General features: G+C 33.7%; 30 protein-coding genes. 22 read left to right on the top strand and 8 right to left on the bottom strand.

Annotated features, from left to right (window positions below; all coding sequences use genetic code 11):
- Positions 1-16: 16 nt before the first annotated feature.
- The 7 genes from GTZ96_RS00645 to GTZ96_RS00675 all read right to left on the bottom strand — a co-directional run bounded on the left by GTZ96_RS00645 (position 17) and on the right by GTZ96_RS00675 (position 6,351).
- The gene (locus GTZ96_RS00645; protein WP_161640446.1) at positions 17-799 is read right to left on the bottom strand and encodes an enoyl-CoA hydratase/isomerase family protein; all 783 of its coding nucleotides are present in this window, start codon (positions 797-799) and stop codon (positions 17-19) included.
- A gap of 9 nt (positions 800-808) precedes the next feature.
- Positions 809-2,224 carry an ATP-binding protein gene (locus GTZ96_RS00650; protein WP_161640447.1) on the bottom strand — a complete coding sequence of 472 codons (1,416 nt, stop codon included), beginning with the start codon at positions 2,222-2,224 and terminating at the stop codon, positions 809-811.
- 131 nt (positions 2,225-2,355) lie between these two features.
- Positions 2,356-2,904 carry a CopD family protein gene (locus GTZ96_RS00655; protein ID WP_161640448.1) on the bottom strand — a complete coding sequence of 183 codons (549 nt, stop codon included), beginning with the start codon at positions 2,902-2,904 and terminating at the stop codon, positions 2,356-2,358.
- Positions 2,905-3,023: 119 nt separating this feature from the next.
- Positions 3,024-4,037 carry a ferrochelatase gene (gene hemH, locus GTZ96_RS00660; RefSeq protein ID WP_161640449.1) on the bottom strand — a complete coding sequence of 338 codons (1,014 nt, stop codon included), beginning with the start codon at positions 4,035-4,037 and terminating at the stop codon, positions 3,024-3,026.
- Positions 4,038-4,421: 384 nt separating this feature from the next.
- Positions 4,422-5,288, bottom strand: a complete 867-nt coding sequence (locus GTZ96_RS00665) for a helix-turn-helix transcriptional regulator (protein ID WP_161640450.1) — start codon at positions 5,286-5,288, stop codon at positions 4,422-4,424.
- A 138-nt stretch (positions 5,289-5,426) separates the two neighbouring features.
- Positions 5,427-5,966: a YceI family protein gene (locus tag GTZ96_RS00670; protein WP_161640451.1), complete on the bottom strand. Its 540-nt coding sequence runs from the start codon at positions 5,964-5,966 to the stop codon at positions 5,427-5,429.
- 16 nt (positions 5,967-5,982) lie between these two features.
- Entirely contained in the window at positions 5,983-6,351 is a 369-nt protein-coding gene (locus tag GTZ96_RS00675; RefSeq protein WP_161640452.1) for a hypothetical protein, read from the bottom strand.
- A gap of 157 nt (positions 6,352-6,508) precedes the next feature.
- Between GTZ96_RS00675 and GTZ96_RS00680 the strand changes: the two genes are divergently transcribed.
- The 14 genes from GTZ96_RS00680 (at position 6,509) to GTZ96_RS00745 (ending at position 17,291) form a co-directional block, all read left to right on the top strand.
- Positions 6,509-6,898, top strand: a complete 390-nt coding sequence (locus GTZ96_RS00680) for a hypothetical protein (protein ID WP_161640453.1) — start codon at positions 6,509-6,511, stop codon at positions 6,896-6,898.
- Positions 6,899-6,932: 34 nt separating this feature from the next.
- Positions 6,933-7,772 (top strand): DUF5777 family beta-barrel protein, encoded by an 840-nt coding sequence (locus tag GTZ96_RS00685; RefSeq protein WP_161640454.1) that lies wholly within the window; start codon positions 6,933-6,935, stop codon positions 7,770-7,772.
- 137 nt (positions 7,773-7,909) lie between these two features.
- The gene (locus tag GTZ96_RS00690) at positions 7,910-8,338 is read left to right on the top strand and encodes a hypothetical protein (protein WP_235972819.1); all 429 of its coding nucleotides are present in this window, start codon (positions 7,910-7,912) and stop codon (positions 8,336-8,338) included.
- Between the two features lie 18 nt (positions 8,339-8,356).
- Complete coding sequence (locus GTZ96_RS00695) at positions 8,357-8,944, top strand: globin family protein (protein ID WP_161640456.1); 588 nt, start codon at positions 8,357-8,359, stop codon at positions 8,942-8,944.
- A gap of 382 nt (positions 8,945-9,326) precedes the next feature.
- Positions 9,327-10,583, top strand: a complete 1,257-nt coding sequence (gene hemA, locus GTZ96_RS00700; RefSeq protein ID WP_161640457.1) for a glutamyl-tRNA reductase — start codon at positions 9,327-9,329, stop codon at positions 10,581-10,583.
- Between the two features lie 63 nt (positions 10,584-10,646).
- Entirely contained in the window at positions 10,647-11,054 is a 408-nt protein-coding gene (locus GTZ96_RS00705; protein WP_161640458.1) for a GxxExxY protein, read from the top strand.
- 80 nt (positions 11,055-11,134) lie between these two features.
- Positions 11,135-12,061 (top strand): hydroxymethylbilane synthase, encoded by a 927-nt coding sequence (gene hemC, locus GTZ96_RS00710; RefSeq protein ID WP_161640459.1) that lies wholly within the window; start codon positions 11,135-11,137, stop codon positions 12,059-12,061.
- A 22-nt stretch (positions 12,062-12,083) separates the two neighbouring features.
- Entirely contained in the window at positions 12,084-12,737 is a 654-nt protein-coding gene (locus GTZ96_RS00715) for a uroporphyrinogen-III synthase (RefSeq protein WP_161640460.1), read from the top strand.
- 36 nt (positions 12,738-12,773) lie between these two features.
- Positions 12,774-13,799, top strand: a complete 1,026-nt coding sequence (gene hemE, locus GTZ96_RS00720) for a uroporphyrinogen decarboxylase (RefSeq protein ID WP_161640461.1) — start codon at positions 12,774-12,776, stop codon at positions 13,797-13,799.
- Positions 13,800-13,817: 18 nt separating this feature from the next.
- Entirely contained in the window at positions 13,818-14,183 is a 366-nt protein-coding gene (locus GTZ96_RS00725) for a hypothetical protein (RefSeq protein ID WP_161640462.1), read from the top strand.
- Between the two features lie 315 nt (positions 14,184-14,498).
- Complete coding sequence (gene hemF, locus GTZ96_RS00730) at positions 14,499-15,401, top strand: oxygen-dependent coproporphyrinogen oxidase (protein WP_161640463.1); 903 nt, start codon at positions 14,499-14,501, stop codon at positions 15,399-15,401.
- Between the two features lie 97 nt (positions 15,402-15,498).
- Positions 15,499-15,870, top strand: a complete 372-nt coding sequence (locus tag GTZ96_RS00735; protein WP_161640464.1) for a protease inhibitor I42 family protein — start codon at positions 15,499-15,501, stop codon at positions 15,868-15,870.
- 5 nt (positions 15,871-15,875) lie between these two features.
- Entirely contained in the window at positions 15,876-16,889 is a 1,014-nt protein-coding gene (hemB, locus tag GTZ96_RS00740; protein ID WP_161640465.1) for a porphobilinogen synthase, read from the top strand.
- Between the two features lie 6 nt (positions 16,890-16,895).
- Positions 16,896-17,291, top strand: coding sequence for a c-type cytochrome (locus tag GTZ96_RS00745; RefSeq protein WP_161640466.1), 396 nt, complete (start codon positions 16,896-16,898; stop codon positions 17,289-17,291).
- Positions 17,292-17,353: 62 nt separating this feature from the next.
- Here GTZ96_RS00745 and GTZ96_RS00750 read toward each other — a convergent pair whose 3' ends face one another.
- Positions 17,354-18,061 (bottom strand): class I SAM-dependent methyltransferase, encoded by a 708-nt coding sequence (locus GTZ96_RS00750; protein WP_161640467.1) that lies wholly within the window; start codon positions 18,059-18,061, stop codon positions 17,354-17,356.
- Between the two features lie 177 nt (positions 18,062-18,238).
- Here GTZ96_RS00750 and GTZ96_RS00755 point away from each other — a divergent pair, with 177 nt between their 5' ends.
- The 8 genes from GTZ96_RS00755 (at position 18,239) to GTZ96_RS00790 (ending at position 24,731) form a co-directional block, all read left to right on the top strand.
- Positions 18,239-19,114 carry a LysR family transcriptional regulator gene (locus GTZ96_RS00755; RefSeq protein ID WP_161640468.1) on the top strand — a complete coding sequence of 292 codons (876 nt, stop codon included), beginning with the start codon at positions 18,239-18,241 and terminating at the stop codon, positions 19,112-19,114.
- A gap of 130 nt (positions 19,115-19,244) precedes the next feature.
- A complete protein-coding gene (locus GTZ96_RS00760; RefSeq protein WP_161640469.1) occupies positions 19,245-19,739 on the top strand; it encodes a hypothetical protein in 495 nt (164 codons plus the stop codon).
- Positions 19,729-19,929 carry a helix-turn-helix transcriptional regulator gene (locus tag GTZ96_RS00765; RefSeq protein ID WP_161640470.1) on the top strand — a complete coding sequence of 67 codons (201 nt, stop codon included), beginning with the start codon at positions 19,729-19,731 and terminating at the stop codon, positions 19,927-19,929. Before GTZ96_RS00760 ends, GTZ96_RS00765 begins: the two co-directional genes overlap by 11 nt.
- 11 nt (positions 19,930-19,940) lie before the next feature.
- Positions 19,941-20,444, top strand: a complete 504-nt coding sequence (locus tag GTZ96_RS00770) for a methylated-DNA--[protein]-cysteine S-methyltransferase (protein ID WP_161640471.1) — start codon at positions 19,941-19,943, stop codon at positions 20,442-20,444.
- A 67-nt stretch (positions 20,445-20,511) separates the two neighbouring features.
- Positions 20,512-21,684 carry a serine hydrolase domain-containing protein gene (locus GTZ96_RS00775; protein WP_161640472.1) on the top strand — a complete coding sequence of 391 codons (1,173 nt, stop codon included), beginning with the start codon at positions 20,512-20,514 and terminating at the stop codon, positions 21,682-21,684.
- 4 nt (positions 21,685-21,688) lie between these two features.
- Entirely contained in the window at positions 21,689-22,402 is a 714-nt protein-coding gene (locus GTZ96_RS00780; RefSeq protein ID WP_161640473.1) for a 3'-5' exonuclease, read from the top strand.
- A 127-nt stretch (positions 22,403-22,529) separates the two neighbouring features.
- Positions 22,530-23,969 (top strand): nucleoside recognition domain-containing protein, encoded by a 1,440-nt coding sequence (locus GTZ96_RS00785; RefSeq protein WP_161640474.1) that lies wholly within the window; start codon positions 22,530-22,532, stop codon positions 23,967-23,969.
- Positions 23,970-23,981: 12 nt separating this feature from the next.
- The gene (locus GTZ96_RS00790; protein ID WP_161640475.1) at positions 23,982-24,731 is read left to right on the top strand and encodes a hypothetical protein; all 750 of its coding nucleotides are present in this window, start codon (positions 23,982-23,984) and stop codon (positions 24,729-24,731) included.
- Positions 24,732-25,076 lie beyond the last annotated feature (345 nt).

The raw sequence follows: 25,076 nt of genomic DNA on the forward strand, positions 1-25,076 counted from the left end.
AAACTGAACATTTCCCTTATTCTCCCGTAAAAACCGCTTTTCTTTTTTCTAAAAAGGCCTTAGTTCCTTCTTTGAAATCAACAGTTCCAAAGCATTTTCCAAAGGATTTTATCTCGGTTTCAAAACCATTTTCTCCTTCTTTATAATTAGCATTAACAGCATGAATAGCCATGCTAATAGCTGCTGGAGAGTTTTTAACGATTTTTTGAGCTATTTCTATACAAAAAGGCACTAACTCATCTACTGAAACAACATGATTCACTAAACCAGTTCTATAGGCTTCCTCAGCAGAGACCATTCCTGCGGAAAGTATCATTTCTAAAGCACGACCTTTACCAATTAATTGTGGTAAACGTTGTGTTCCTCCATAACCTGGAATGACGCCTAATGAAACTTCTGGAAGACCCATTTTAGCATTATCAGATGCTACACGAATATGACAAGCCATGGCTAATTCTAATCCGCCACCAAGGGCAAATCCGTTAATGGCTGCTATAACAGGCACTTTTAAATTTTCGACAAAATTAAACAAAGTTTCTTGACCTTGAGCCGATAACTGAATTCCTTCTTCTACCGAAAATTTGGCAAATTCAGCTATATCAGCACCAGCCACAAAAGCTTTTTGACCACTACCCGTTAAAATAATAGCTCGTGTATCTTGATTTTGTTCCAATTCTGAAAAAGCATGATGCAATTCTTGAATGGTAACTTTATTTAAAGCATTTAATTTTTCCGGGCGATTAATGGTAATGCTTGCAATATTATGCTCTTTTGCAATCAAAATATTTTTGTAGCTCATTGTATTAATTTAAGAGTTAATAATTGGTAGAGAAACTGTAAAACAAGTTCCTTTTCCGTATTCAGTTTCAAAGCTAATGGTGCCTTTATAATTTTCGATAATATTCTTTATAATTCCTAATCCTAACCCCATTCCACTGCTTTTGGTAGTAAACTTAGGTTCGAATATACGATTTATATCCTCTGTTTTAATTCCTATTCCATTGTCCTGAACAAGAATTAAAACATTATTCCCCTCTTTTTTTACCGAAACCGAGATGATTTTATTCTCTTGTTCCTCCGGAATGGATTGAATGGCATTTTTTACTAAGTTAGTAATAATTCGAATTAATTGTGTACGATCTATTAGGGAAATAATCTCAGGAGCATCACTTTCAAACACAATATGATTTTCATTGAAAATATCTAAAGCCAATTCTACCACATCCACCACATTTAAGGTTTCGTTTTGTTGTGCTGGCATCGAAGCAAAATTCGAAAAAGCAGAAGCAACAGCACTCATCGTATCAATTTGTTGGATTAATGTTTCGGAGTAGTCGTTCATCTTTTGTTTAATATCAGCATCTTCAGGATTGAATTTTCGCTGAAAACTCTGTACCGTCAATCGCATAGGTGTCAATGGGTTTTTAATCTCATGTGCCACCTGTTTTGCCATTTCGCGCCAAGCTTCTTCCCTTTCACTTTGCGCTAATTTAATGGCACTTTTTTCTAATTCATCCACCATTTGGTTGTAACCACTAATCAACAAATTGATTTCTTTACTACTGGCTGAGAGTAAAATCTTTTCGTTTTTTTGATTCAATCGCGTTTCGTTTAATTTATCCGAAATGGTTTTTAAAGACTTCGTTATATAAGCCGAAAGAAAATAAGCCAGAGCAAAAGCCACAATCAACATAAAAGAATAGACCTGCCCCAAACGAATTAAAAAACTACTTAACTCTTTTTCATAAAAGCCATCATCTTCCTGATAAGGTAAGTTTAAAACACCAAGAGGCTTGAATTTATCGTCTTTGATTTGGGTAAACGAAGATCTGTTTTTAATGCCGTCTATGGTTTTTATATCCACATAGCGTTTTTCAATCGAAGAACGAACGAGCTTAAGAATGTATTCCGGAATAGGAGGCGAAATTTTATCTACCGAAAAAGATTCTTTAGACGATTTCAATAACTTTCCATGAAGGTCATAAATATTAATTTCAATATTATGAATATGTGCCAACTCGTGGATTTTATCCTTAAAAATTAATTCTAAATTTTCGGTCGTAAGTGGATAAGTAGTTGTTGACAACACAAAATTAATATGTTCTTTAACTGCATTTTCCTTACGTTCTAAACGCTCTTCATGATAATCTTTAGCCTCATTTTTAAACTGAATAATCGAAATAGAAGCTAACAAAACAGAAGAAACAATTATCACTACGATCATCGAAAGAAAAATTCGAACTCGCAACGAAAGCATGGATAATTTGAAGATTCTAAGCATGTTTTTAATGTTGTGAGTCACGAGGTTATGAGTTATGCGTCATAAACTTACAACTCATAACCCATAACTCATAACTATTTTTTCTCTCTTATTCTTTTATAAAATTTAAAACCCAGCATGATTAAAACCGAAAATGATACAATCCCAATTACACCATAAATCCAATTTACAGCATTTTTTAAAATCACTAAAAATACTACTGCAAAAAGAATGATGGTAGCACCTTCATTCCACAAACGCATGAAATTAGTCGAGTATTTTACCTCGTCATTTTGCAATTGTTTAAATATTTGATGGCATTTTAAATGATACAAATACAACACAAAAACAAAGCCAAGTTTAACATGCATCCAGGGCATTTGTAACCAGGCATTTCCTGTAGGTGTAAAAAACAACATCCAAAAAGCAAAAAAACTGGCTAAAATCGCCGATGGCCAGGTAATAATATACCACAACCTATAACTCATGATTTTAAACTGTTTTTGCAAAATCTCCTTTTCTGGCGAGGGTTTAGCGGCAGCTTCAATTTGGTACACAAACAAGCGAACAATATAAAAAAGCCCGGAAAACCAAGTTATTACAAAAATAAGATGTAAGGATTTTAAGTAATTATAATATTCCATAAAGAATTTTAGATTTCAGATTAACGATTTTAGATTTCTGATATATTGTATTCTGTAAACTTGATTTTAAATTTATGTATAAATCTAAAATCGTTAATCAACAATCAGTAATCTTAAATCTATTTTGCCCACTCATTGATCCAATTTCCAACGGTTTTACACCATTCGTCATCGTCATTCAAACAAGGAATTGCCAAGAAATCTTCTCCCCCGTTTTCTTCAAAATCTTCTTTGGCACGCATGGCAATTTCTTCTAAGGTTTCTAAACAATCTGAAACAAAAGCAGGAGTTACTACAGCCAATTTTTTAATGCCTTTTGCCGGCATGTTGTTGATTTCGATATCAGTATAAGGTTCCAGCCATTTGTCGCCTGCTAATCGAGATTGAAAAGTCAAACTGTATTTATCTTTTGGAATGCCTAGTTTTTCTATTACCAATTTTGTGGTTTCATAACACTGGTGACGGTAGCAAAATTCATGTGCTGGCGATGGTGTATTACAACAAGAACCATCTATTTTACAATGAGATTTGGTCACATCGGTTTTACGAATGTGACGCTCTGGAATTCCGTGATAAGAAAACAACAAATGATCGTAATCAAAACCTTCTAAATTCTTTTTTATCGAATCAGCCAAATTCTGAATATAATCTGGTTTGTTATAAAACGCAGGAACATCAGTAAATGTCATTTGAGGAAATTTCTTTTTGCGAATTTCTTCTGCTTTCAATAAAATGGTCAAAGTCGAAGCCATCGCATATTGCGGATACAAAGGGAAAAGCAATACTTCGGTAACGCCTTTATCATGCAATTCCTGCAATCCTTTTTCGATGGTCATTGTTCCATAACGCATCGCTAGCGCCACAGGAACGTTTACTAAAGGCTGTACTTTTTTCTGCATTCTTTCTGAAAGAACCACCAACGGCGAACCTTCGTCCCACCAAATTTTTGCGTAAGCGTGAGCTGATTCCTCAGGTCTTTTTCTTAAAATAATACCACGAACTAATAAGGCACGCAACAAGTACGGAACGTCAATTACGTATTTATCCATCAAAAATTCGTCTAAATACGGTTTTACATCTTTGGGAGTAGGGCTTTCTGGTGAGCCTAAATTTACTAATAATACGCCTTTCATTGTGTGTGTTTAAATTTTCGTCAAAAGTAGCACAAGTCACTTTTTAGAAATATGATAAATGTTATTTTTTTACTTATATTTTGATATATAAAATCGATTACAGAATTTCTAATCCATTAATTTTTTGAGTGTTTCCGCATCTGGTAACAATCCTTAATTTTATTAATTCTCAAATTGGTTCGTTACTAACGAACTAATTTAGTTTTAGCATTTTATTAAATTCAATTATCTTCAGATTTAAACAAAATATTAATTGGCTTTAGCCGAAATATCATCTTTTGGCTAAAGCCAATTAACATAATTCTCATTTTATCTCTCCAGCTAAAGCTGGAGGCAATTGAAATTTTATAGAAAAAGCTTTGATTTATATTTTCCTAAATTAAATTACATATTAGTATTTATCGACATTAAATATTTTTTAGGAGTAGTTCCAAATTTCTTTTTAAAGGCGGCAATAAAATGACTTCCAGTGCTGTAACCAATTTTCAAACCTACTTCGTTCACATTATAAGAACCGCTATCGAGTAATTTCCGGGCATAATCCATTTTGTAATCAAATAAAAAACCATAAACAGTGTCACCATAAATTTGCTTGAAACCCATTTTTAATTTTTTCAAATTCAAACCCACTTGATCCGCTAATTCATGTAAACCAGGTGGTTCAGACATATTAGCAATAATGATTTCTTTGGCTTTTTTGATTTTCAACACATTTTCTTCATCTACCAGAAACGGACATTGTTCGGCATTTGGATCCTCATTTCGATTAAAAAAAAGACTCAATAATTCGTATCCTTTTCCTTTGTAATACAAGTTTTTTATCGAAGGATTCAGGTTGTAATGAAACATCTGATTCAAAACAATAGCCATCGACGGACTGATATCGCTTTCGTTATAGTACTTTTTTTCTTGATTTTCTTTGCTCAAAAAAGGAATATGTTCGGCATCATTAGTAAACAATCCATGGAATTTTCGAATGGAAACAAATATAGAAATCAACCAGGTTTTAGGAGCAATTTCGACGTTTAAAGGCAACTCTTTTTCGGTATTATAAAAAAGTAATGCTTTCTCTTCGTTGAGTTTTAAGTTATAATTTCCCTGATTAAAAATATAGTTTGCACTTCCTTTTAAACCGAAATGAAACTGGATTAAACCCAACTGCACAGGACGTTGAAAAGTTAAAACCTCATCAGTATTATTTTGAAAACGAATTAAAATAAAATCGTCGTCAATCTTTATTTCTTCCTCCATTTTTTTGATTTACTTAATTCAACTTACACTCGCCGTTTTTAATTAAACGGCTCATTTGGTCTTTCAAAATTAAATCTTTTTGATGGTTTATTGTTTACTTCGCTCTAAATTTATAAAATCTTTATTCTTTTGAACTCCTTATTTCAAAACGGCATCGACCTGGATATTAATTTTATTGGCTACTTTATTCTTAACTACCGCTGGAATCGAAATATCAAAATCGCTGGCATTTACAGCAAAAGCAACCGAAAGACTAATTCCAGAATTGGACTGACTTATTTTGGCAGGAGCTTTAACAACCACCGTTTTTCCGTGAAGTTCCAATTTTCCATTGATGATAAAATCTTTGGATTTTTGCGTTAAACTAGTAACATCAAATCCTTCTATTTTACCTTTAAACAAAGCTTTCGGATGTCTATCGCTTTCTATATAATTTTCATTGAAATGTTCTTCCATCAAAGCTATTTTAAAGCGAAAACCTTTCATTAAAGCTAAACTGGCTATTTCGCCCGTTTTAGTATTCAAAACCAGAGTTACATTATTGTTAGTTGCCTTCACTTCTTCAAAAGAAGGTACTGAAGCTTCAAAAGTAATCACTGCCGATTTACTAATCTTTTTTTCTTGAGCAAATACCCAACTTGATATCAACACCATTACTACTACTATACTATTTTTCATGTTTGCTGTTTTAAAATTATTGGTCTAATAATCCGTCTTGTTGCCATTGCGATACAATATCAATAGTTGCCTGCGGTAATCTTGGACCACCTTGCGGCATTAATAAACTATTGCCATTATTCAACGAAATTCTATTGAGTAATCCGCGATTTTGAATCGCATTTTTTACTTGGTCATAAGTCACTAAAGACATTGGAGCGCCATTTCTAGGCGTAGCAGCATGACAGGAAATACAATTATTGTCGATAATAGATTTTACATTTTGTTGGTAAGTTATCGCATTATCATTCGGCATATCTTCCATCAAAGTTTCTGGATTATCATTGGTACAAGCCATAAAAATACTAGCACATAGCAGTAAAGGGAAAAGGTTTTGGAGTTTCATAACGATTGATTTTAAGATTAAAAAAAGGATTGTATCACTCAGATGAATCATATACGTTGAAACTCACACTCTAGTTTTTAGCAAACAATTCTTTTTTCAAAAAAACCAATCTTTCTCTTTTACCGTACATAAGATTACACCTTTAAAAACCAAAATCATGAACAAAAAATTAGGATACGGAATTCTAATCTTATTAGTAGCAACCATTGCAATCTATCGCTATACTTATCAAGATCATAGAGACATCAGCAGTGAAAAAGCTACTTATGTAGTTAGCATTCCCGAATTAAAAAAGGAGTTTGCTTCCAATGATAGTTTGGCTTTCGCCAAATACCAAGACCAAACCATTGAACTAACGGCTAAAATAACTGCAGTTGATACCGAAAACAAAGCTTTAGTCCTGGACAATACGGTATTTGCAACGTTCAATGACAGCTTAGCTAAAGACATCGTTTCAGGCAAAACACTAAAAATCAAAGGCCGATTTTTAGGCTATGACGAATTATTAGAAGAATTCAAAATGGATCAAAGTTCCATTATTCGCTAAAAAACTACTTACTAACAAACCAAAATTATATTTTATGAAAAAGCTCATTCTACTCTTATTATTACTTCCATTAGTATCATTTTCGCAAGAAGATTTATTAAAAGGAATCGATACTATTTCCGGAAAAGAAAAAGTATCGGCGGCATTTAAAGGTTTAAAAATTGTCAATTTGGAATCGACTAAACTAGCCGCAAAAGGCGATTTGTATTTTATTGTAGCGCATCGATTTGGCTCCGTAAAAGATGGTTTTGAAGGTTTCTTTGGATTAGACAACGCCAACACTCAACTAAAATCTGTCTATGGATTGACCGATTGGTTAACTATTAGTGGAGCCAGAAGCGAATTAGCCTATGATTTTTCTACAAAATACACTTTGATCAATCAAACAACAGATGGTTTTCCAGTAAGCATTGCAGGTTTTACAAGCTTAGCCATAAACAATACACTGAAAGAAAGTCTGTATCCAAAATTAACTTTTAATGATCGATTTACTTATGTTCAACAATTATTGATTTCTAGAAAATACTCCGAAAAATTATCTCTGGAATTAGCGCCAACCCTCTTTCACGAAAATTTTGTTGACAATGTCCAACAAGATAATACGCAATACGCTATCGGAATTGGAGGTCGTTATAAGTTGTCGAAACGCTGGTCACTAAATATTGATTACGCAGCCCATTTAAATAGAGCTTCTAATTCTGTTTATAAAAATCCACTATCCATCGGTTTTGATTTAGATACTGGTGGACACGTTTTCCAGATGCATTTTACCAGTTCTCAAGGCATCCATGAGGCGGGATTCTTAGGCCAAACAACGGGTGACTGGACAAAAGGCGATGTGTTTTTTGGATTCAATTTGCTAAGAGTTTTCTAAAAAAATCACTCTTTTAAAACTAATTCTAATCGCGCTAGTATTTAAAACAATTCTAAATTAATGTTTTTCGCAAAAATTGTAAAACCATACCGAAGAAACGCTCGTAAATAATTTTCAGAACCTAAAAAATTATGAAAATGAATAAGACAGTCAAAAAAGTAGTAATTGTTGTAGTGGGAATTGGCGTATTATTTATTGCCATTTTACTTTTTCACATTATTACCGCGAAACCAGCAGTGTATGAAAATGCAAATTTACAAGTAAGTCGAATCGATTTTAAATCGAATATCGATTCGTTGCAAGCCAAACAAATTTGTACCGACTTAAGAACCATCAAAGGCTTAACCTCTGATTCTATTATTGTCAAAAGAAACGTCGTAGTGTATTTCCACAATAATAAAATCACGAATTCTGAAAAAGTTTTCAATGAGTTGATGAGTAAGAGAGCTTATGAGGCTAAACGTTACGTTTTGCTGGCAAGTATGGCCAGCAAAGAAGTTTGCCCAATGAATCAAAATAGTTTCAGCTATAAATTATCTAAATCAATAAATCAATTTTTTAATTAATCCTTAAATTCAATTATTATGAAAAATTATTCAAAAATCACCCTTGGTGTATTACTACTAGCTTCGGCTGCATTTACTTCTTGCAGCAACGATGATGATGATCCAGCACCAGTAAAAGCTTCAATTTACAGCCGTTTAGGTGGAACAACTATGGTTGCTGACCCTGACAATTCAGGGCAAATGATTGAGAAAGGACGTTTATCGTTCCGTAAAGTGGTAAACTCTACTGTAGGACTTATAGTTGCTGATGTTCAATCAAATGCATCTGGAAACCTTGGCGCACATTTTGCCCCGGTTTTAGCAGAAGTTGGAGCTGGCAACACTACTAAATTAGCGATACTAGTAGATAATTTAACTGATTTCTTCTCATACAATACTGGAGGAACAAATGCAGTAAATACTTATTCTGGCTTGAGCATGGTAGCAGCTCATAATCCAGCGACAAACGCTCGTATGGGAACAAAATCCAGCAATGCAGATTACACTAAATTTGAAGGTTATGTAGGTGCTGCGGCAAATACTAATGGAGTTGCTTCAAACACAGAATTATATGCTGATATTGTTGTGGTATTAGAATCATTGAGAACTCCTATTGTTCAAAAATAATACTGTTTTTAGATTAAAAACGCTACCGATTTTAGGTAGCGTTTTTATTTAAAACTCAATTTAATTCGGATACTCAAATTTTGGATGCAGTTGTTATATAATTTAAAAAAGTGTTTTATAAAGTTATTTTAATAACACTTTTCAAGAACCCTAAGCGATATTTTTTCGTATATAATATTGAAATCAACCGATGTTGTTATTTAGAACAAATCTACATAAACAGCTAAAAAACACCTGATTTTGCTCTATTTTTAAATATAATCGATTTTGTAATTACTATTTTGAATCAATTTATCTCTAAGCGATACAAAAAGAACTTACAGCGTTGTTTTTATAAAATAGTTAATAATAATTTTGTTGAACTTTTTAAGGAAAGTATAATATGGAAAATTTTAACATGTCCAGAAACACCACTTTTTACGCTTTAGGTTTAAGTTATAAAAAAGCAGATGCAACGATCAGAGGTAAATTTAGCTTAGACGCCAAGGCACAATCTATTTTATTAATGCAAGCTGAAGCCGAAGGGATTGAATCATTGATTGTCACTTCAACTTGTAACAGAACTGAAATTTATGGTTTTGCCAATCATCCTTATGAATTAATCAAATTACTTTGTGAAAACAGCCAGGGCTCAGTTCCTGAATTTCAAGAAGTAGCCTATATTTATAAAAATCAGGAAGCTATCAATCACATGTTTAGAGTGGGAACAGGATTAGACAGCCAAATTTTAGGTGACTTCGAAATCATCAGCCAGATAAAAAATGCTTTCAACCAAAGTAAATCTTATGGTTTAGTAAACACTTTCATGGAGCGTTTAGTAAACTCGGTAATTCAAGCGAGTAAAAAAATCAAAACAGATACTGAAATTTCTTCTGGTGCAACCTCAGTTTCATTTGCATCAGTTCAATATATCATCAAAAATGTAGAAGATATTGCCAATAAAAATATCTTACTTTTTGGAACAGGAAAAATTGGTAGAAACACCTGTGAAAACCTGGTAAAACATACCAAACACGAACAAATCACTTTAATCAACAGAACCAAAGACAAAGCCGAAAAATTAGCGGAGAAACTGGATTTGGTGGTTAAAGATTATTCTGATTTGCAATTAGAATTACAAAAAGCCGATGTTTTAGTTGTGGCTACAGGAGCACAAAATCCAACAGTAGACAAAGCCATTTTGAATCTTAAAAAACCATTGTTGATTTTAGATCTATCGATTCCTAAAAACGTGAATGAAAATGTAACCGAAATAGAAGGTGTTACTTTAATTCATATGGATCATTTATCTCAAATGACTGATGAAACTTTAGAAAACAGAAAAAGACACATTCCTGCTGCTGAAGTCATTATCGAAGAAATAAAAGACGAATTTAAGACTTGGACTAAAGGACGTAAATTTGCTCCAACTATCAACGCTTTGAAAGCGAAACTGAACGATATTAAAAATTCAGAATTGGATTTCCAAAGTAAAAAAATAGCCGATTTTAACGAAGAACAAGCCGAAATTATAAGCAATAGAATCATTCAAAAAATCACTACTCATTTTGCCAATCACCTGAAAGATGAAAATACGATGGTGGATGAAAGTATCGAATGGATTGAAAAAGTGTTTAAAATTGAAGCGTTGGTTAAATAAAGAAATTTTACCATTAAGAAATTAAGATTCATTTAGTTTTAAATCAATAGCACATTAAGTATAATGACTAAGAAAGAAATCACCAGTTTATCTTTTGAAATCACAGGTTATGCGATAAAAGTGCATAAAAAACTTGGTCTTGGTCTTTTGGAAAGTGTTTATGAACAATGTTTAAAATATGAATTAGAAAAAAACGGTTACGATGTAAAACAACAATTAATCGTTAAAATTGAATACGATAATTTAGAATTAGAATCTAATTTAAAAATAGATTTGTTAGTAAACGACTTAATTGTAGTTGAATTAAAATCAGTTGAAAATATATTACCCGTTCATGAAGCACAGTTATTAACTTACATGAAAATATTACAAAAACCTCAAGGGTTATTGATTAATTTTAATACAACGAACATAACAAAATCATTGAAACCGTTTGTAAATGAATATTTTTCAATATTAGATGAAAATTAAAACAAACCTTAATGAAACTTAATTTCTTAATGGTTCAAAAAATAAATAATGGTAACATTATTTTAGTTTAAAAAACAAAAATGGCAGAAAAAACAATACGTATAGGTACAAGAGATAGCGAACTCGCTTTATGGCAAGCACATACTGTTCAAAACAAATTAAACGATTTAGGTTATAAAACCGAGATTGTAGCTGTAAAATCCCAAGGCGACATCATTCTTGACAAACCCCTTTACGAATTAGGAATTACTGGAATTTTTACCAAAACATTAGATATCGCCATGATTAACGGCAATGTGGATATTGCAGTACATTCGATGAAAGACGTTCCTACTGCCCTACCTATCGGAATCGTTCAGGCAGCTGTTTTAGAAAGAGCCAATACCTTAGATATTTTAGTTCACAAAGGCAATCTTGATTTCCTGGAAGCCAATGGAACTATCGCCACTGGAAGTTTGCGTCGTCAGGCACAATGGCTGAACAAATACCCAAATCATAACGTAGTAGATTTACGCGGAAACGTAAATACAAGAATGCAAAAATTACAGGAAAGCGACTGGAACGGAGCTGTTTTTGCCGCTGCCGGACTGGAAAGAATCAACTTAAAACCGAGCGATTATATCGATTTGGACTGGATGATTCCAGCACCAGCACAAGGTGCCATGCTTGTAGTTGCTATGGGAAATGACAATTATACTCTGGATGCACTTTCGCATCTTAATGATATTGAAACGGAAGTTTGCACTTATATCGAACGCCAATTTTTAAGAACTTTAGAAGGTGGTTGTACCGCTCCTATTGGTGCTTTAGCAAAATACAATGAAGACGAAGACACCATCCATTTTGATGGCGTTTTATTTTCATTGGACGGAAAAGAAAAAATCGAAATCAACAAAGTGGTTCCTATCGAAGAATGGAAAAAACTAGGATTTTATTCTGCTAAAGAAATTCTGGAAAATGGCGGAACGAAATTGATGGCGAATATAAAAGCAACTTTGAAAAAATAATTCCGTTTTCCAATCCCAAAACATGAAAATACTCTCTACCAAAATACTTACTGATTCTCAAAAAAAACCACTGATTGAAGCTGGTTTAGAACTCATCGAAAATGACTTTATCAGTACTCAAATCAAGTCTTTTGACTTAAAAAACATAAACGAAAGTTTGATTTTTACGAGTCAAAATTCAGTTGAAAGTATTTTACAACACCCTGAATTAGAAAAACTAAAAACCAAAAAAGTATATTGTGTTGGGGTAAAAACCAAAAATTTACTAGCCGAAAATGGTTTTGAAGTAATTGCTTATACTGGTTATGCTGCTGATTTAGCTGAAATCATCACTTTGATTTACAAATCAGAAAGCTATACTTTTTTTAGTGGGAACAAACGTAGAGATACTTTACCAGACGCTTTAAAAGAAGCTGGGGTAACTTTTAACGAAATTGAAGTTTACGAAACGACATTGACTCCCCAAAAAATAAAAGGTGCTGTTGATGCTGTCTTGTTTTTTAGTCCTTCGGGAGTGGAGAGTTATTTGGCAGATAATAAATTAAAAAACGAAATTTGCTTTTGCATTGGCGAAACCACCGCATCAGCATTGGAAAATAAAACAAAAAACATCATCGTTGCTGATCAACCTACCATCGAAGATGTAATCGAAGCAATAATAGAAGAATATAAATAAAATTTGCGCCTTAGCGCCTTTGTAGCAAATACAATTATGATAAAGAACGACCTATTTTTAAAAGCACTAAAAGGAGAAACTGTACAACGCCCACCGGTTTGGATGATGCGTCAAGCTGGAAGATATTTACCAGAATTCAGAGCTTTGCGTGACAAATACGATTTTTTCACTCGTTGCGAAACTCCTGAATTAGCTGCCGAAATTACCGTTCAGCCTATTCGCAGAATTGCTCCAGATGCTGCTATTTTGTTTTCGGATATTTTGGTTGTGCCTCGCGCAATGGGAATTCACGTAGAATTGAAAGACAATTTAGGTCCAATTATTCCAAATCCTATTCGTACAATGGAACAAGTAAATCAGGTTTACGTTCCAGATGTAAATGAAACTTTAGGTTATGTTTTTGACGCCATTAAATTGACTAAAGAAATGCTGAATGACGAAGTGCCGTTAATTGGTTTCGCTGGTTCACCTTGGACAATTTTCTGTTATGCAGTGGAAGGAAAAGGTTCGAAAAGCTTTGATACCGCTAAAGGATTTTGTTTCTCTAACCCAGTTGCTGCTCATACTTTATTGCAAAAAATTACCGACACCACGATTTTATACTTAAAAGAAAAAGTAAAAGCAGGAGTAAATGCGGTTCAAATATTTGATTCTTGGGGAGGAATGCTTTCTCCTGTTGATTATCAGGAATTCTCCTGGAAATACATCAACCAAATCATAGAAGCGTTGGCTGAAGTGACTCCAGTAATTGTTTTTGGAAAAGGATGTTGGTTTGCTTTGAACGAAATGGGAAAAAGCAAAGCTTCTGCCCTTGGTGTAGACTGGACTTGTTCGGCTAGAAATGCGCGTTATTTATCAGGTGGAAATATTACTTTACAAGGTAATTTTGACCCATCTCGCTTGCTTTCGCCAATTCCTACGATCAAGAAAATGGTTCACGAAATGATTGACGAATTCGGAAAAGACAAATACATCGTAAACCTGGGTCACGGAATTTTACCAAACATTCCTGTAGATCACGCCAAAGCGTTTATTGATGCGGTGAAGGAGTACGGGAATTAATTTGAGAAAAACTAAAAAATGCTAAATAAAGGCTTAAGAGACGAAGAAAGTATACGAATAGACAATGTGCTAAAAACGTTGCATTCTTTGGTTTTTGTGCCTGAAAACGCATTTGATGTGCATCAAATTGAAGAAGCTCTAAAAGGTTTCGGGCTGAATGTAGAAAGTTTGAATGCAATAGCGCCAAATAACTTAATTGTACTTTTAGAAAGATTGCATCTCGACTGGAATCAAAAAGAGCAGTTTGCTGATTTTTTAGTTGCCTTTTCGAAACAAAATCCATTTGATTTTAGAGAAAAAGCCATTGCCGTTTACAATTACATCCAATCAGAAAGCAAGACTTTTTCATTTGGAATTTTTAATAAAATAGCGGCTAATTCTTAAATAAAGCCATTTTAACGCTACAATTATGAACATTAAAATAAGTAATAAACTAAATTATATTCCAGCGATTATCAATATTATTTGGTCACTAATAATTTTGTTCACATTCATAGTTCGTGTTCCTGAGTCTTCAACGAAACCTGATGGTGGAATGCTAATAATTGGAATTATTATTATTTCAATCACTATTTTTCTGATTTCATTGATATATGTTATTGTTGTTAATTTATATAATAAGACAAAAATATATTTAGACTTGTATTTTACTTTTATTCCGGTTATTATCCTTTTAATCGCAATTCTTTTATTAAGGTTATGAAAAATAAATTTTACGCCTACATACAAAATTTGCAAGACCAAATCGTTGCAGGATTGGAAGCGGTTGATGGTCAAGCCAAATTTAAAGAAGACCTTTGGAAACGCCCGGAAGGCGGTGGCGGAAGAACGCGCGTAATAGAAAATGGAGCTGTTTTCGAGAAAGGCGGAGTAAATATCTCTGCCGTTCACGGAAAATTACCCGATTCTATGCAAAAACTATTTAACGTAGGTGAAGCCGATTTTTTTGCCTGTGGATTAAGTTTAGTCATTCATCCTAAAAACCCAATGGTTCCAACCGTTCACGCAAATTGGCGTTATTTCGAAATGTATGATGACAATGGAAAAGTTATCCAACAATGGTTTGGCGGCGGACAGGATTTAACGCCTTATTATTTGTTTGAAGAAGATGCAATTCATTTTCATCAAACTTGTAAAACCGCCTGTGACAAACACAATCCAGAGTTTTATCCAAAATATAAAAAACAATGCGATGCCTATTTTTGGAATGCACATCGCAATGAAGCGCGTGGAATAGGAGGATTGTTCTTTGATTATTGCAAAGCGACTCCAGAAATGAGTATGGAAAATTGGTTTAACTTTGTTTCCGAAGTAGGTAATAGTTTTATTGAAGCCTATGTTCCAATAGTTGAACGAAGAAAAGATTTACCTTATACAGCTGAACAAAAAACCTGGCAGGAAATTCGTCGTGGTCGTTATGTAGAATTCAATTTGGTACACGACAAAGGCACATTATTTGGCTTAAAAACCAATGGAAGAATTGAATCCATTTTGATGTCTTTGCCACCGCATGTTCAGTGGGTTTACGACCATCATCCGGAAGCGGGAAGTGAAGAAGAAAGATTATTGAAAGTGTTAGAAAAACCAGTTGATTGGGTTTAAATTTATAAATTGCTAAAAAATATTTTTATAACGCAACCATTTTAGTTAATTATTATCTTCTAATAAAGAAACTAAAAATTATATAAAATTAACAATTATGAAAAAAGCACTATTAATTATTTTAGCAATTGGCTTGTTCTCTTGTAGCAAAGATGAGGAAACAAATCCTGTTTTGAATCAAGATTATTATGAAGTAAATAAAAATGACACTTTCGATGTTTCTTTATATGCAAGCCCAGGTCTTTATTGGAGATGGGTAAATACTCCAACAGATGTTACTGTAGAGTTAATAGGCACATCTTTCGTTCTTACTAAAGTTCCAGAAGGTATTCTTGGTAGCGGAGGAAATGACATCTGGAAATTTAAAGGAAAAGAAAGTGGAATCTATACATTAACATTCGAGTATTACGGCTCAGGGACGTCAAATTCGACTCTTGAAACCAAAAATATTACTGTTAAAATAAATTAAAAAATATGTTCCCATTACACAGAGGCAGAAGATTAAGAACCAACGAATCCATTCGTTCTTTAGTTCGTGAAACCAGTTTAAGTCCTTCGGATTTTATGTTTCCAATGTTCATTGCCGAAGGCGAAAACGTACAGGTAGAGATTCCATCAATGCCGGGAATATTCCGTCGTTCGGTTGATTTAACCGTAAAAGAAGTTCAGGAATTATTCGATTTAGGAATTCGTGCTGTGAATATCTACGTAAAAGTATCCGAGAATTTAAAAGACAATACAGGAAAAGAAGCCTGGAACAAAAACGGATTGATGCAAAATGCCATTCGTGCCATCAAAGCCGCTTGTCCTGAAATGATTGTGATACCGGATGTAGCCTTAGATCCCTACTCGATTTATGGTCATGACGGAATTATTACTAATGGCGATGTTGAAAACGATTCGACTAACGATGCCTTAGTAAAAATGGCAGTTTCTCATGCCGAAGCTGGTGCCGATTTTGTAGCGCCTTCAGACATGATGGACGGTAGAGTTTTAAGATTACGCCAAGGACTGGATGCTGCGGGTTTTCACAATGTGGGAATCATGAGTTATTCGGCTAAATATGCATCAGCTTTTTACGGACCTTTTCGTGATGCCTTAGACAGCGCACCAAAAGAAACTGAGTCTAATACTGAGCCTGTCGAAGTACCAAAAGACAAAAAAACCTACCAAATGGACTATGCCAATCGCATAGAAGCTATCAAAGAAGCGTTGTGGGATGTTGAAGAAGGCGCCGATATGGTAATGGTAAAACCTGGAATTGCTTATTTAGACATCGTTAGAGAGGTTAAAAACGCGGTGAATGTTCCGGTAACGGTTTATCATGTTTCGGGTGAATATGCGATGATTAAAGCCGCTGCCGAAAGAGGTTGGTTAGACAACGACAAAATCATGATGGAACAATTAATGTGCATTAAACGTGCGGGAGCCAGCTTGATTTCGACCTATTTTGCCAAAGAAGCCGCAATTATTTTAAATCAAAAATAAATTAAAATGAAAAAATTAGTACTTATAGCATTGGCTTTCCTTGCCTTTTCTTGCAAAAAAGAAAGTCAGGAGCCTTCTAGCAAAGAAGAGCAAAATACTGTTGTTGCTGAAGACAAAGAACTGGCACCTGAAGAACTGGGGAAAATTATTTTTGAAGGCAAAGGAAACTGTATTTCCTGCCATAAAACCGATGAAAAGCTAATTGGTCCCAGCCTACAAGAAATTGCCAAAATTTATCAGGAAAAAAATGCTAACATTGTTACTTTCTTAAAAGGAGAAAGCGAGGCTATTGTAGATCCTTCGCAATTTGCTGTAATGCAAGCCAATCTAACATTGACAAAAACATTCTCAGATAAAGAATTACAAGGTTTAGAAGCTTATATTCATTCGAACTTGAAGTAACTAAATATTCTTCTTAAGTAACCCTTTCAGATTTTGAAACTCTGAAAGGGTTTATTTTAAATCTATTTTATCCCTCCAAAAGCTCCAAAACAAGCATTTTTATGTAAAATTTCAGTGCTTGAAAAACCTACTTTTTTCATCAAATCCAATTGGTAAGTCATCGATCTCGGTGTGTCTTCTTTTTCGATATAATCAAACACTTTTTGTTGGTATTCCTCGCCTCCATGTTGCGTCAAATAATTGGCATACATTTTCCAAACTAATTTATTCACCTCTTCATGATTTTGAACCAACAAATCAGAAATCAAGAAACAGCCTCCGGGTGTTAAACTATCATACAACTTTTGGAATACCAATTCCCAGTCGGAATCCTCACGCAAATGATGTAAAACCGCTCCAGCCAAGATAATGTCGAAATGATTTTTAGGTAATTCGATATCACGAATATCACCTTGAATAGTTTCGACTTTAGCTGTTGTCACTTCAGAAACACGCTCGAAAGCCTTGTCCAACATATTCTGACTCAAATCGACCAAAGTACAATTCAAATTAGACACTTTCGAAAGCATTTTCAACGTATAATTTCCCGCTCCACAACCCAAATCCAAAATGGTTTTTGCTTCAGGTTTTATAGCTCTTGCGGTACAGGTAATTAATTCTAATGCAATTTTAGCATCCATGGTAGCGACCTGCCCTGTTTCTAAACTGGAGAAGCGTTCTACCTCATTGTCAAAACGTTCCCTGATTTCTGTTACTGTTGATTTTTTCATGATTATCGATTTTTAATTTCGTTGTCAGGTTGAGCGGAGTCGAAACCTTTTTCTAAATATTAATAAATCTCGACTCCGCTCGATTTGACAACTTTCAATTCACTTTACAAACCTATCATTTTTATATATGCCTTAAAAATGCTTATTTTGTCAATTATCAATACTTAAAAGGTATTTATGGAATTGCGTCATTTAAAATATTTCCTCAAATTAGCCGAAGAACTGAGCTTTGTTCGCGCAGCCGATAAGCTGTTTATTTCTCAGCCTCCATTGAGCCGACAGATTAAAGAATTGGAAATCGAACTCGGAGCGACTCTTTTTGAGCGAAATAATAGACGCGTAATTCTTACCGATTCGGGGAAATTTTATCAAAAAGAAATCCGGGAACTGCTGAAAAATTTAGAACACATCAACATTCAAACGAAAAAAATTAGTGAGAATCAAAGTGGTGAATTTAGGATTGCCTATGTGAGTTCAACATTTTCCGGCGATATTTCTAAACTGATACAATTTTTATCTGCTCAATATCCCTATGTCAATTTTAGATTGTATGAAGTGCCTACAATCAAACAAATTGCCGCTTTAGAAGAAGGAAAAATCGATTTTGGAATCATTCGTTCGCCCTTACATTCACCAAAAATCGATTCCCAATTGTGGTTTAAAGACAGTTTCTCATTGGTATTTAATAAAAAACTGTATGATATTCAATCAGAGCAGGAAATAGAAAATCTAAGCCAAACGACTTTCGTCTTTTTTAACAAGGAATATGCGCCGCAGTATTATGATAATCTGGTTGAAATTTGTTCTAAATTCGGCTTTACGCCAAAAGTTGTACATGAGTCGAACAATATTTCCTCCATCATTCAGCTGGTAAAAAACGGACTGGGAGTTTCCATTGTGCCTACCAACATTTTAAAAACCCATGTGTATCCTGAATTGGGTTTTGTGGAAATTAAATCTGTGCCTTTGTTTACCGATATTTTATTGGCTACACCAAAAGACCATCATTCTGAAATAGCCCAAACCTCCATTGATTTTTTAAAGATGAAATGAGGTTAATGGCAAGTATATTTTTTATTGGTTTAAATTAATTTGTAAAATAAATTTTCCAAAATGTAAAGTTTATTTGTCTTTTTGGAAAAAAAAATTTACATTTGAATAATGATTTTAAAATTCCTTAATTATGAAAATGAATTATTTATTTCCGCACCGGTTTAAGAAATTCGGGTGGATTGTGTTTATTCCTGTTTTACTTTTTTTAATTCCTATTTTTTCAAATGAGGAATTGTATGGGGGGTTATTTAGTCCGTCAATGAATTTTTATGTTTTAGCAATTGTAAATGATGATTTTTTATCATCAGGCATACAATTTTTCAAAGTGATTCAAAATAATATTTCAGATGAATTGATTTTTTGTCTTTTAGTTTTATCTGGAATTTTGGTGGGTTTCTCAAAAGTAAAAATTGAAGATGAAATGGTGTCGAAAATCCGATTGGAAAGCTTGGTGTGGGCTACCTATGTTAATTATGCAATACTTTTTGTAGCAATACTTTTTATTTACGGAACAATCTTCCTGAAATTACTGTACATAAACATATTTTCTCTTCTGTTTTTCTTTATCATCCGTTTCCACTGGAAATTGTACCAATACAATAAAATGTCTATCGATGAAGAATAACGTCAAAGTACAGCGCGCCATTGCCAATATTACCCAGGCTGAATTGGCCGAAAAGATTGGTGTAAGTCGCCAAACGATCAACGCTATTGAGGCGGGAAAATATGTGCCATCGACAGTTTTGGCATTGAAAATGGCAAAACTATTCGATAAATCTGTAAATGATATTTTCGAATTAGAATCCACCGATTAATCACACACAAAATGGCTATAGCATATTTTTCTACTCCCTTGGGAACTGCCAAGATAGAAGGCGATGAAAACGGAATTTCGGTAATTTCAATTGCTGATGAAGGCGACCCGGGAGCAGAGCTCAAACAGGCGAAGCAAATATCTGAAACTATTCCTGCCGTTTTACAAGAAGGTATTAAACAACTTCAGTATTATTTCGAAGGAAAAAGAAACGATTTCGATTTTAAACTCAATCCTTCAGGAACCGAATTTCAAAAAAAAGTATGGAAAGCTTTACTCGAAATTCCATTTGGAAAAACCTGCAGTTATATGGATTTGTCTAAAAAATTAGGCGATGTAAAAGCCATTCGTGCGGTGGCTTCCGCCAATGGGAAAAATCCGCTTTGGATTGTGGTTCCCTGTCATCGGGTTATTGGAACTGATGGTTCGCTAACAGGTTATGCAGGTGGTTTGTGGCGTAAAAAATGGCTTTTGGAACATGAAAATCCTAGCACACAACAAAGTTTGTTCGAATAAAAGAAAAACTGCAAAAAAGGAGTCTTATATTTATGTAAATTCGTATTGAACCTAAAAGTATTACACCATGAGATGGCTAAAAAAACTCTTAATCGGATTGATTGCTTTTATCCTGATTATAGAAATCGTATTCTATATTTTTAAAATCGATTATCTAATAAAAGCCGTTCGAATAACTTATTTCAACGGACACAGCACCGCTTTTCTTGAAGATTACAAGTATTTCCCGAATAGAATTATTGAAAAAAGCAACGTAGCGCAACCTTGGAAAATTGCCAAAAATTGCAACCAAATAAAAGCGACAAAAAGGCTTGAAGAACTGCATAAAGAAATTGGTACAGTTGCCTTTTTAATCATCAAAAAAGATAGTATTTGGCATGAAAGTTACTATGACAACTATACTGCAGCTTCTAAATCCAATTCTTTTTCCATGGCCAAAAGCATCGTTTCGGCTTCATTGGGAAAAGCTATTATGGAAGGCAAAATTAAAAGTTTAGACCAGAAAGTTTCGGATTTTATTCCTGGATTTAAAGAAGGAATCACAGCTAATATGACACTGGGCGATCTATCCTCGATGGCATCGGGATTAGATTGGGATGAAGACTATTACGATCCTTTTTCGATAACTACCCGTGCGTATTTTGATGATAATTTAAGAGCCCTTATTTTGGGAGTAAAAGGAATTGAAAGACCCGGAAAATCATACAAATACTTAAGTGGCAACACCCAACTCTTAGCAATGTGTATCGAAAAAGCCGTTGGAAAAAGTTTAGCCAATTATGTTTCAGACTCTTTTTGGAAACCCATGGGAGCCGAAAGTGATGCGTTTTGGCAAACTGACAGGGAAAACGGAATTGTAAAAGCCTATTGCTGCATTGCCAGTAACGCCAGAGATTTTGCCCGTTTTGGGAAACTCTATCTTCAACATGGAAAATGGAACGGCAAAGCAATTTTAGATAGCACATTTGTTGCCAAATCAGTAACGCCACGATTTAAAGATTCGCCGCAATATGGCTATGGCTGGTGGTTGAGTAGTTTTAAGAACAAAAAAGTATTTTACATGCGAGGCCATTTGGGGCAATATGTAATTGTAGTTCCAGAAGACGATTTGATTATTGTAAGACTTGGAAATCATGATAAACCGAGTACGAATGGTTCGCCACATAGCGATGATTTTTATGTGTATTTAGAGGAAAGTTATAAAATGTTACAACAAGAATTGCCTCCAAACAAAAATTAAGAACATGATTGAAAAAATAAACCTCAACAACATTTTATTTCTGGATATAGAAACGGTTCCTGAAACGGAAGATTTCAACTCTTTGGATCCAGAGATGCAAGCCTTGTACGAGCAAAAAACGCAGTACCAACGCAAAGACGATTTTTCAGCAGAGGAATTTTATGATCGAGCGGGAATTTGGGCTGAGTTCGGGAAGATTGTCTGTATTTCTGTTGGTTTTTTTGTCATTAAAGGCGATATCCGCAACTTTAGAGTGACTTCATTTTTTGGAGAAGAAGCCAAACTTTTGAAAGATTTCAATAATTTGATAAACAATCATTTCAATGGGCCACAACATCTTTTGTGCGGACATAATGCCAAAGAATTTGACATTCCGTTTCTGGCTCGCCGCATGATTATCAATCAAATCCCAATTCCAGACAAGCTGAATTTATTTGGCAAAAAACCATGGGAAATTCCACATTTGGATACTTTAGAGTTATGGAAATTTGGCGATTATAAGCATTACACTTCTTTAAAATTAATGTGCAAAGTCCTCGGAATCCCATCTCCCAAAGACGATATCGACGGCAGTCAGGTAGGTCATGTTTTTTATGTTGAAAAAGACATAGACCGCATTGTAACCTATTGCGAAAAAGACACCATTGCCGTAGCGCAGATTTTTTTGCGTTTGAGACGGGAAGATTTATTGATTGAAGAAGAAATTATTCATGTTTAAATTTCAATAGCAATAGCAAAATTCAATATCAATCAAAAAGACAGAAAAACTTTGTTGGCTAACACTGAAATTGAATTTTGCTATTGTCATTGCCATTGAATTATTACATTTACAAAAATTATAAATTATGGTATTAAGTAGATTTTGGTTGGTAATTTTCATTTCGTCGATTGCATTTGTGATTTTCAGTTTGTTTTCGGGTAACAGTTATACAATAGACCATGTTTTAAATGGGAAAAAAGACGATCCTATTTTAATTTCTGAAAAATATATCGATCAAATTCCTGCATTTATAAAAGACAGCATCAATAAATCGGAAGAAAAAACCTTTACTATCAATAGAGATACACTAAATATTGATACTACTTATGTGTACAAAAATAAAACGGTAAAAATCTACAGTGGTGTTCAAAAATCAGATGGTTTACTGCCCACTTGTAAAAGTACCTTACTTGATTTGATTCTGCCTCTTATGGCTTATTTGGCTTTTTTCTGCGGTTTAATGGAACTTTTAATCATTTCCGGAGTGTCTGAAAAACTGGCAAAAGTATTGAGTCCTGTATTTGTAAAAGTGTTTCCTAGTATTCCAAAAAATCACCCTTCAATTTCGTACATGACCTTAAACTTTGCTGCCAACTTCTTAGGACTGGATTCGGCTGCAACACCTTTTGGACTAAAAGCCATGGAAAGTTTACAAGAAATAAATCCCGAAAAAGACAAGGCCAGCGATGCTCAAATTATGTTTATGTGTCTTCATGCTTCGGGACTTACTTTGATAGCAACTTCCATCATTGGTTACCGTGCTGCCGCCAATGCCAGTAATCCAGCCGATGTGATGTTGCCTTGTATTATCACCTCTTTTATCGGTACCATTGCTGCTTTTCTGATTGTTGGAATTAGACAAAAAATTAATTTCAAAAGCGCTTCTTTAGTTATAGGGTTGATGGTATTAATTGCTGCCATTGTAGGTTTGTTAATGTATGTAAACCATTTGGATTTAATTGGTAAAAACTATTTTACAACTAATCTTTCCGCGTTAATATTGGTAGGAATTATTCTTTTTACTTTGATCTTTTCTTTCCTTAAGGAGAAAAAATTCTCAGAAGCCAATACGACTGTTTATGAAGCCTTTGTATCGGGAGCCAATAATGGTGTTAAGACCGGAGTTACCATTTTCCCTTATGTTTTAGGAATGTTAGTGGCTATTTCTTTATTCAGAAACAGTGGTTTATTCGAAATTATTAGTGACTGGATTGCTTTTATTTTCTCCAATATGGGTGTAAATAAACAAATTACCGATGCTTTGCCCGTAGCATTATTAAGACCATTCAGTTCTGCGGGATCAAGAGGATTTTTGATTGATTCGATGAACACTTTTGGCGCCGATTCCATGACTGGAAGATTAAGCAGTATTTTTCAGTGTAGTGCCGAAAGTACTTTTTATGTGATAGCGGTTTACTTTGGTTCGGTTAACATAAAAAACACCCGATATGCTTTGGGAACCATGCTTATCGTTGATGTGATCTGTGTGATTACGGCTATTTTCGTGGCAAGCTGGTTTTTTTAAAAGATAGATCGTATGAGAAATGGTATTCTTTTTTTCGTCTTTGCTTCTTTTTTTAGCTGTAAAAAAGAAGTTCCCAATTCTAGTTTAATATCAAAGAATTTCAAAGATTCAATAGAAATAAAAATTAATGAAGCAAAAGTAATACAAACAGATACTTTAAAACTCGAAAAATCAAAAACATTAAATGGAGTTGATAAAATTTTAATCGCAACATTAAAAAAAGAAATAAACAAAGACAGTATTACAAAAGAGCTTATACGTTTTGATTTTTTCAATAAAAACAACAATTTAGTAAAATCAATTTCTTCTTCAATTACACATGCTTTCGATAATGGTAGTTGGTATACATCAGAAAATGTATTTTCCCAAAACAAATCAGATAATCGCTTCATTGAACTTTCTTATGGTTATGATGCCTGTGGTTACACACAAACCAATTTTTTGTTTTTTATTGAAACGAATCATATTCAATTAATAACCAAAAATGAATCGATGGCTGATGGTGGTTACGGAACTTGGACTTCATTTGAACCCAATTTTAAAGACAATAAATTAATTTCTTTTTCATCAACAATTATTCAAGTTGATACTGATGAATCTAAACCGTATAATGATCTTAATGAAGATTTAGTGATAAATTATTCAGATTCTATAGTTTACAATTGGATTTCTAATAAGTGGTTAGGTGAATTAAAGTCTAAAAAAGGAAAAATTTTCAGAAAAGAATTCAAGAAATTTAATGATGTCTATAAATCCGAATAATTATTCTTTTAGCATATTTCATTTATCTAATTACTACAAAATTTGTGGTTAATTCATTTTTAATAACTAAGAAAATAACCGAAAAATTATTACCGTTATTTTAGGGATTTAAAACTATTTTTCATTCTTTTGAATATTATACAAATCATTTAAACAAATCAAAAATGTCAAAATACACTAAATACATCGCGATTGGCTTGCTTATTTTATTTTTACTTACCAGTTTGTTAAGTTAAAAAGCCCAATTTACTTTATTAAAAAACAGCTGTTTTTGATCTCTATTTTCGAAATCGACGCTTTCTTAACGCTTGATTTTTAACAAAAAAGCTGTTTTTTAGCACTAAT

Source organism: Flavobacterium undicola, assembly GCF_009909155.2.
Taxonomy (GTDB): domain Bacteria; phylum Bacteroidota; class Bacteroidia; order Flavobacteriales; family Flavobacteriaceae; genus Flavobacterium; species Flavobacterium undicola.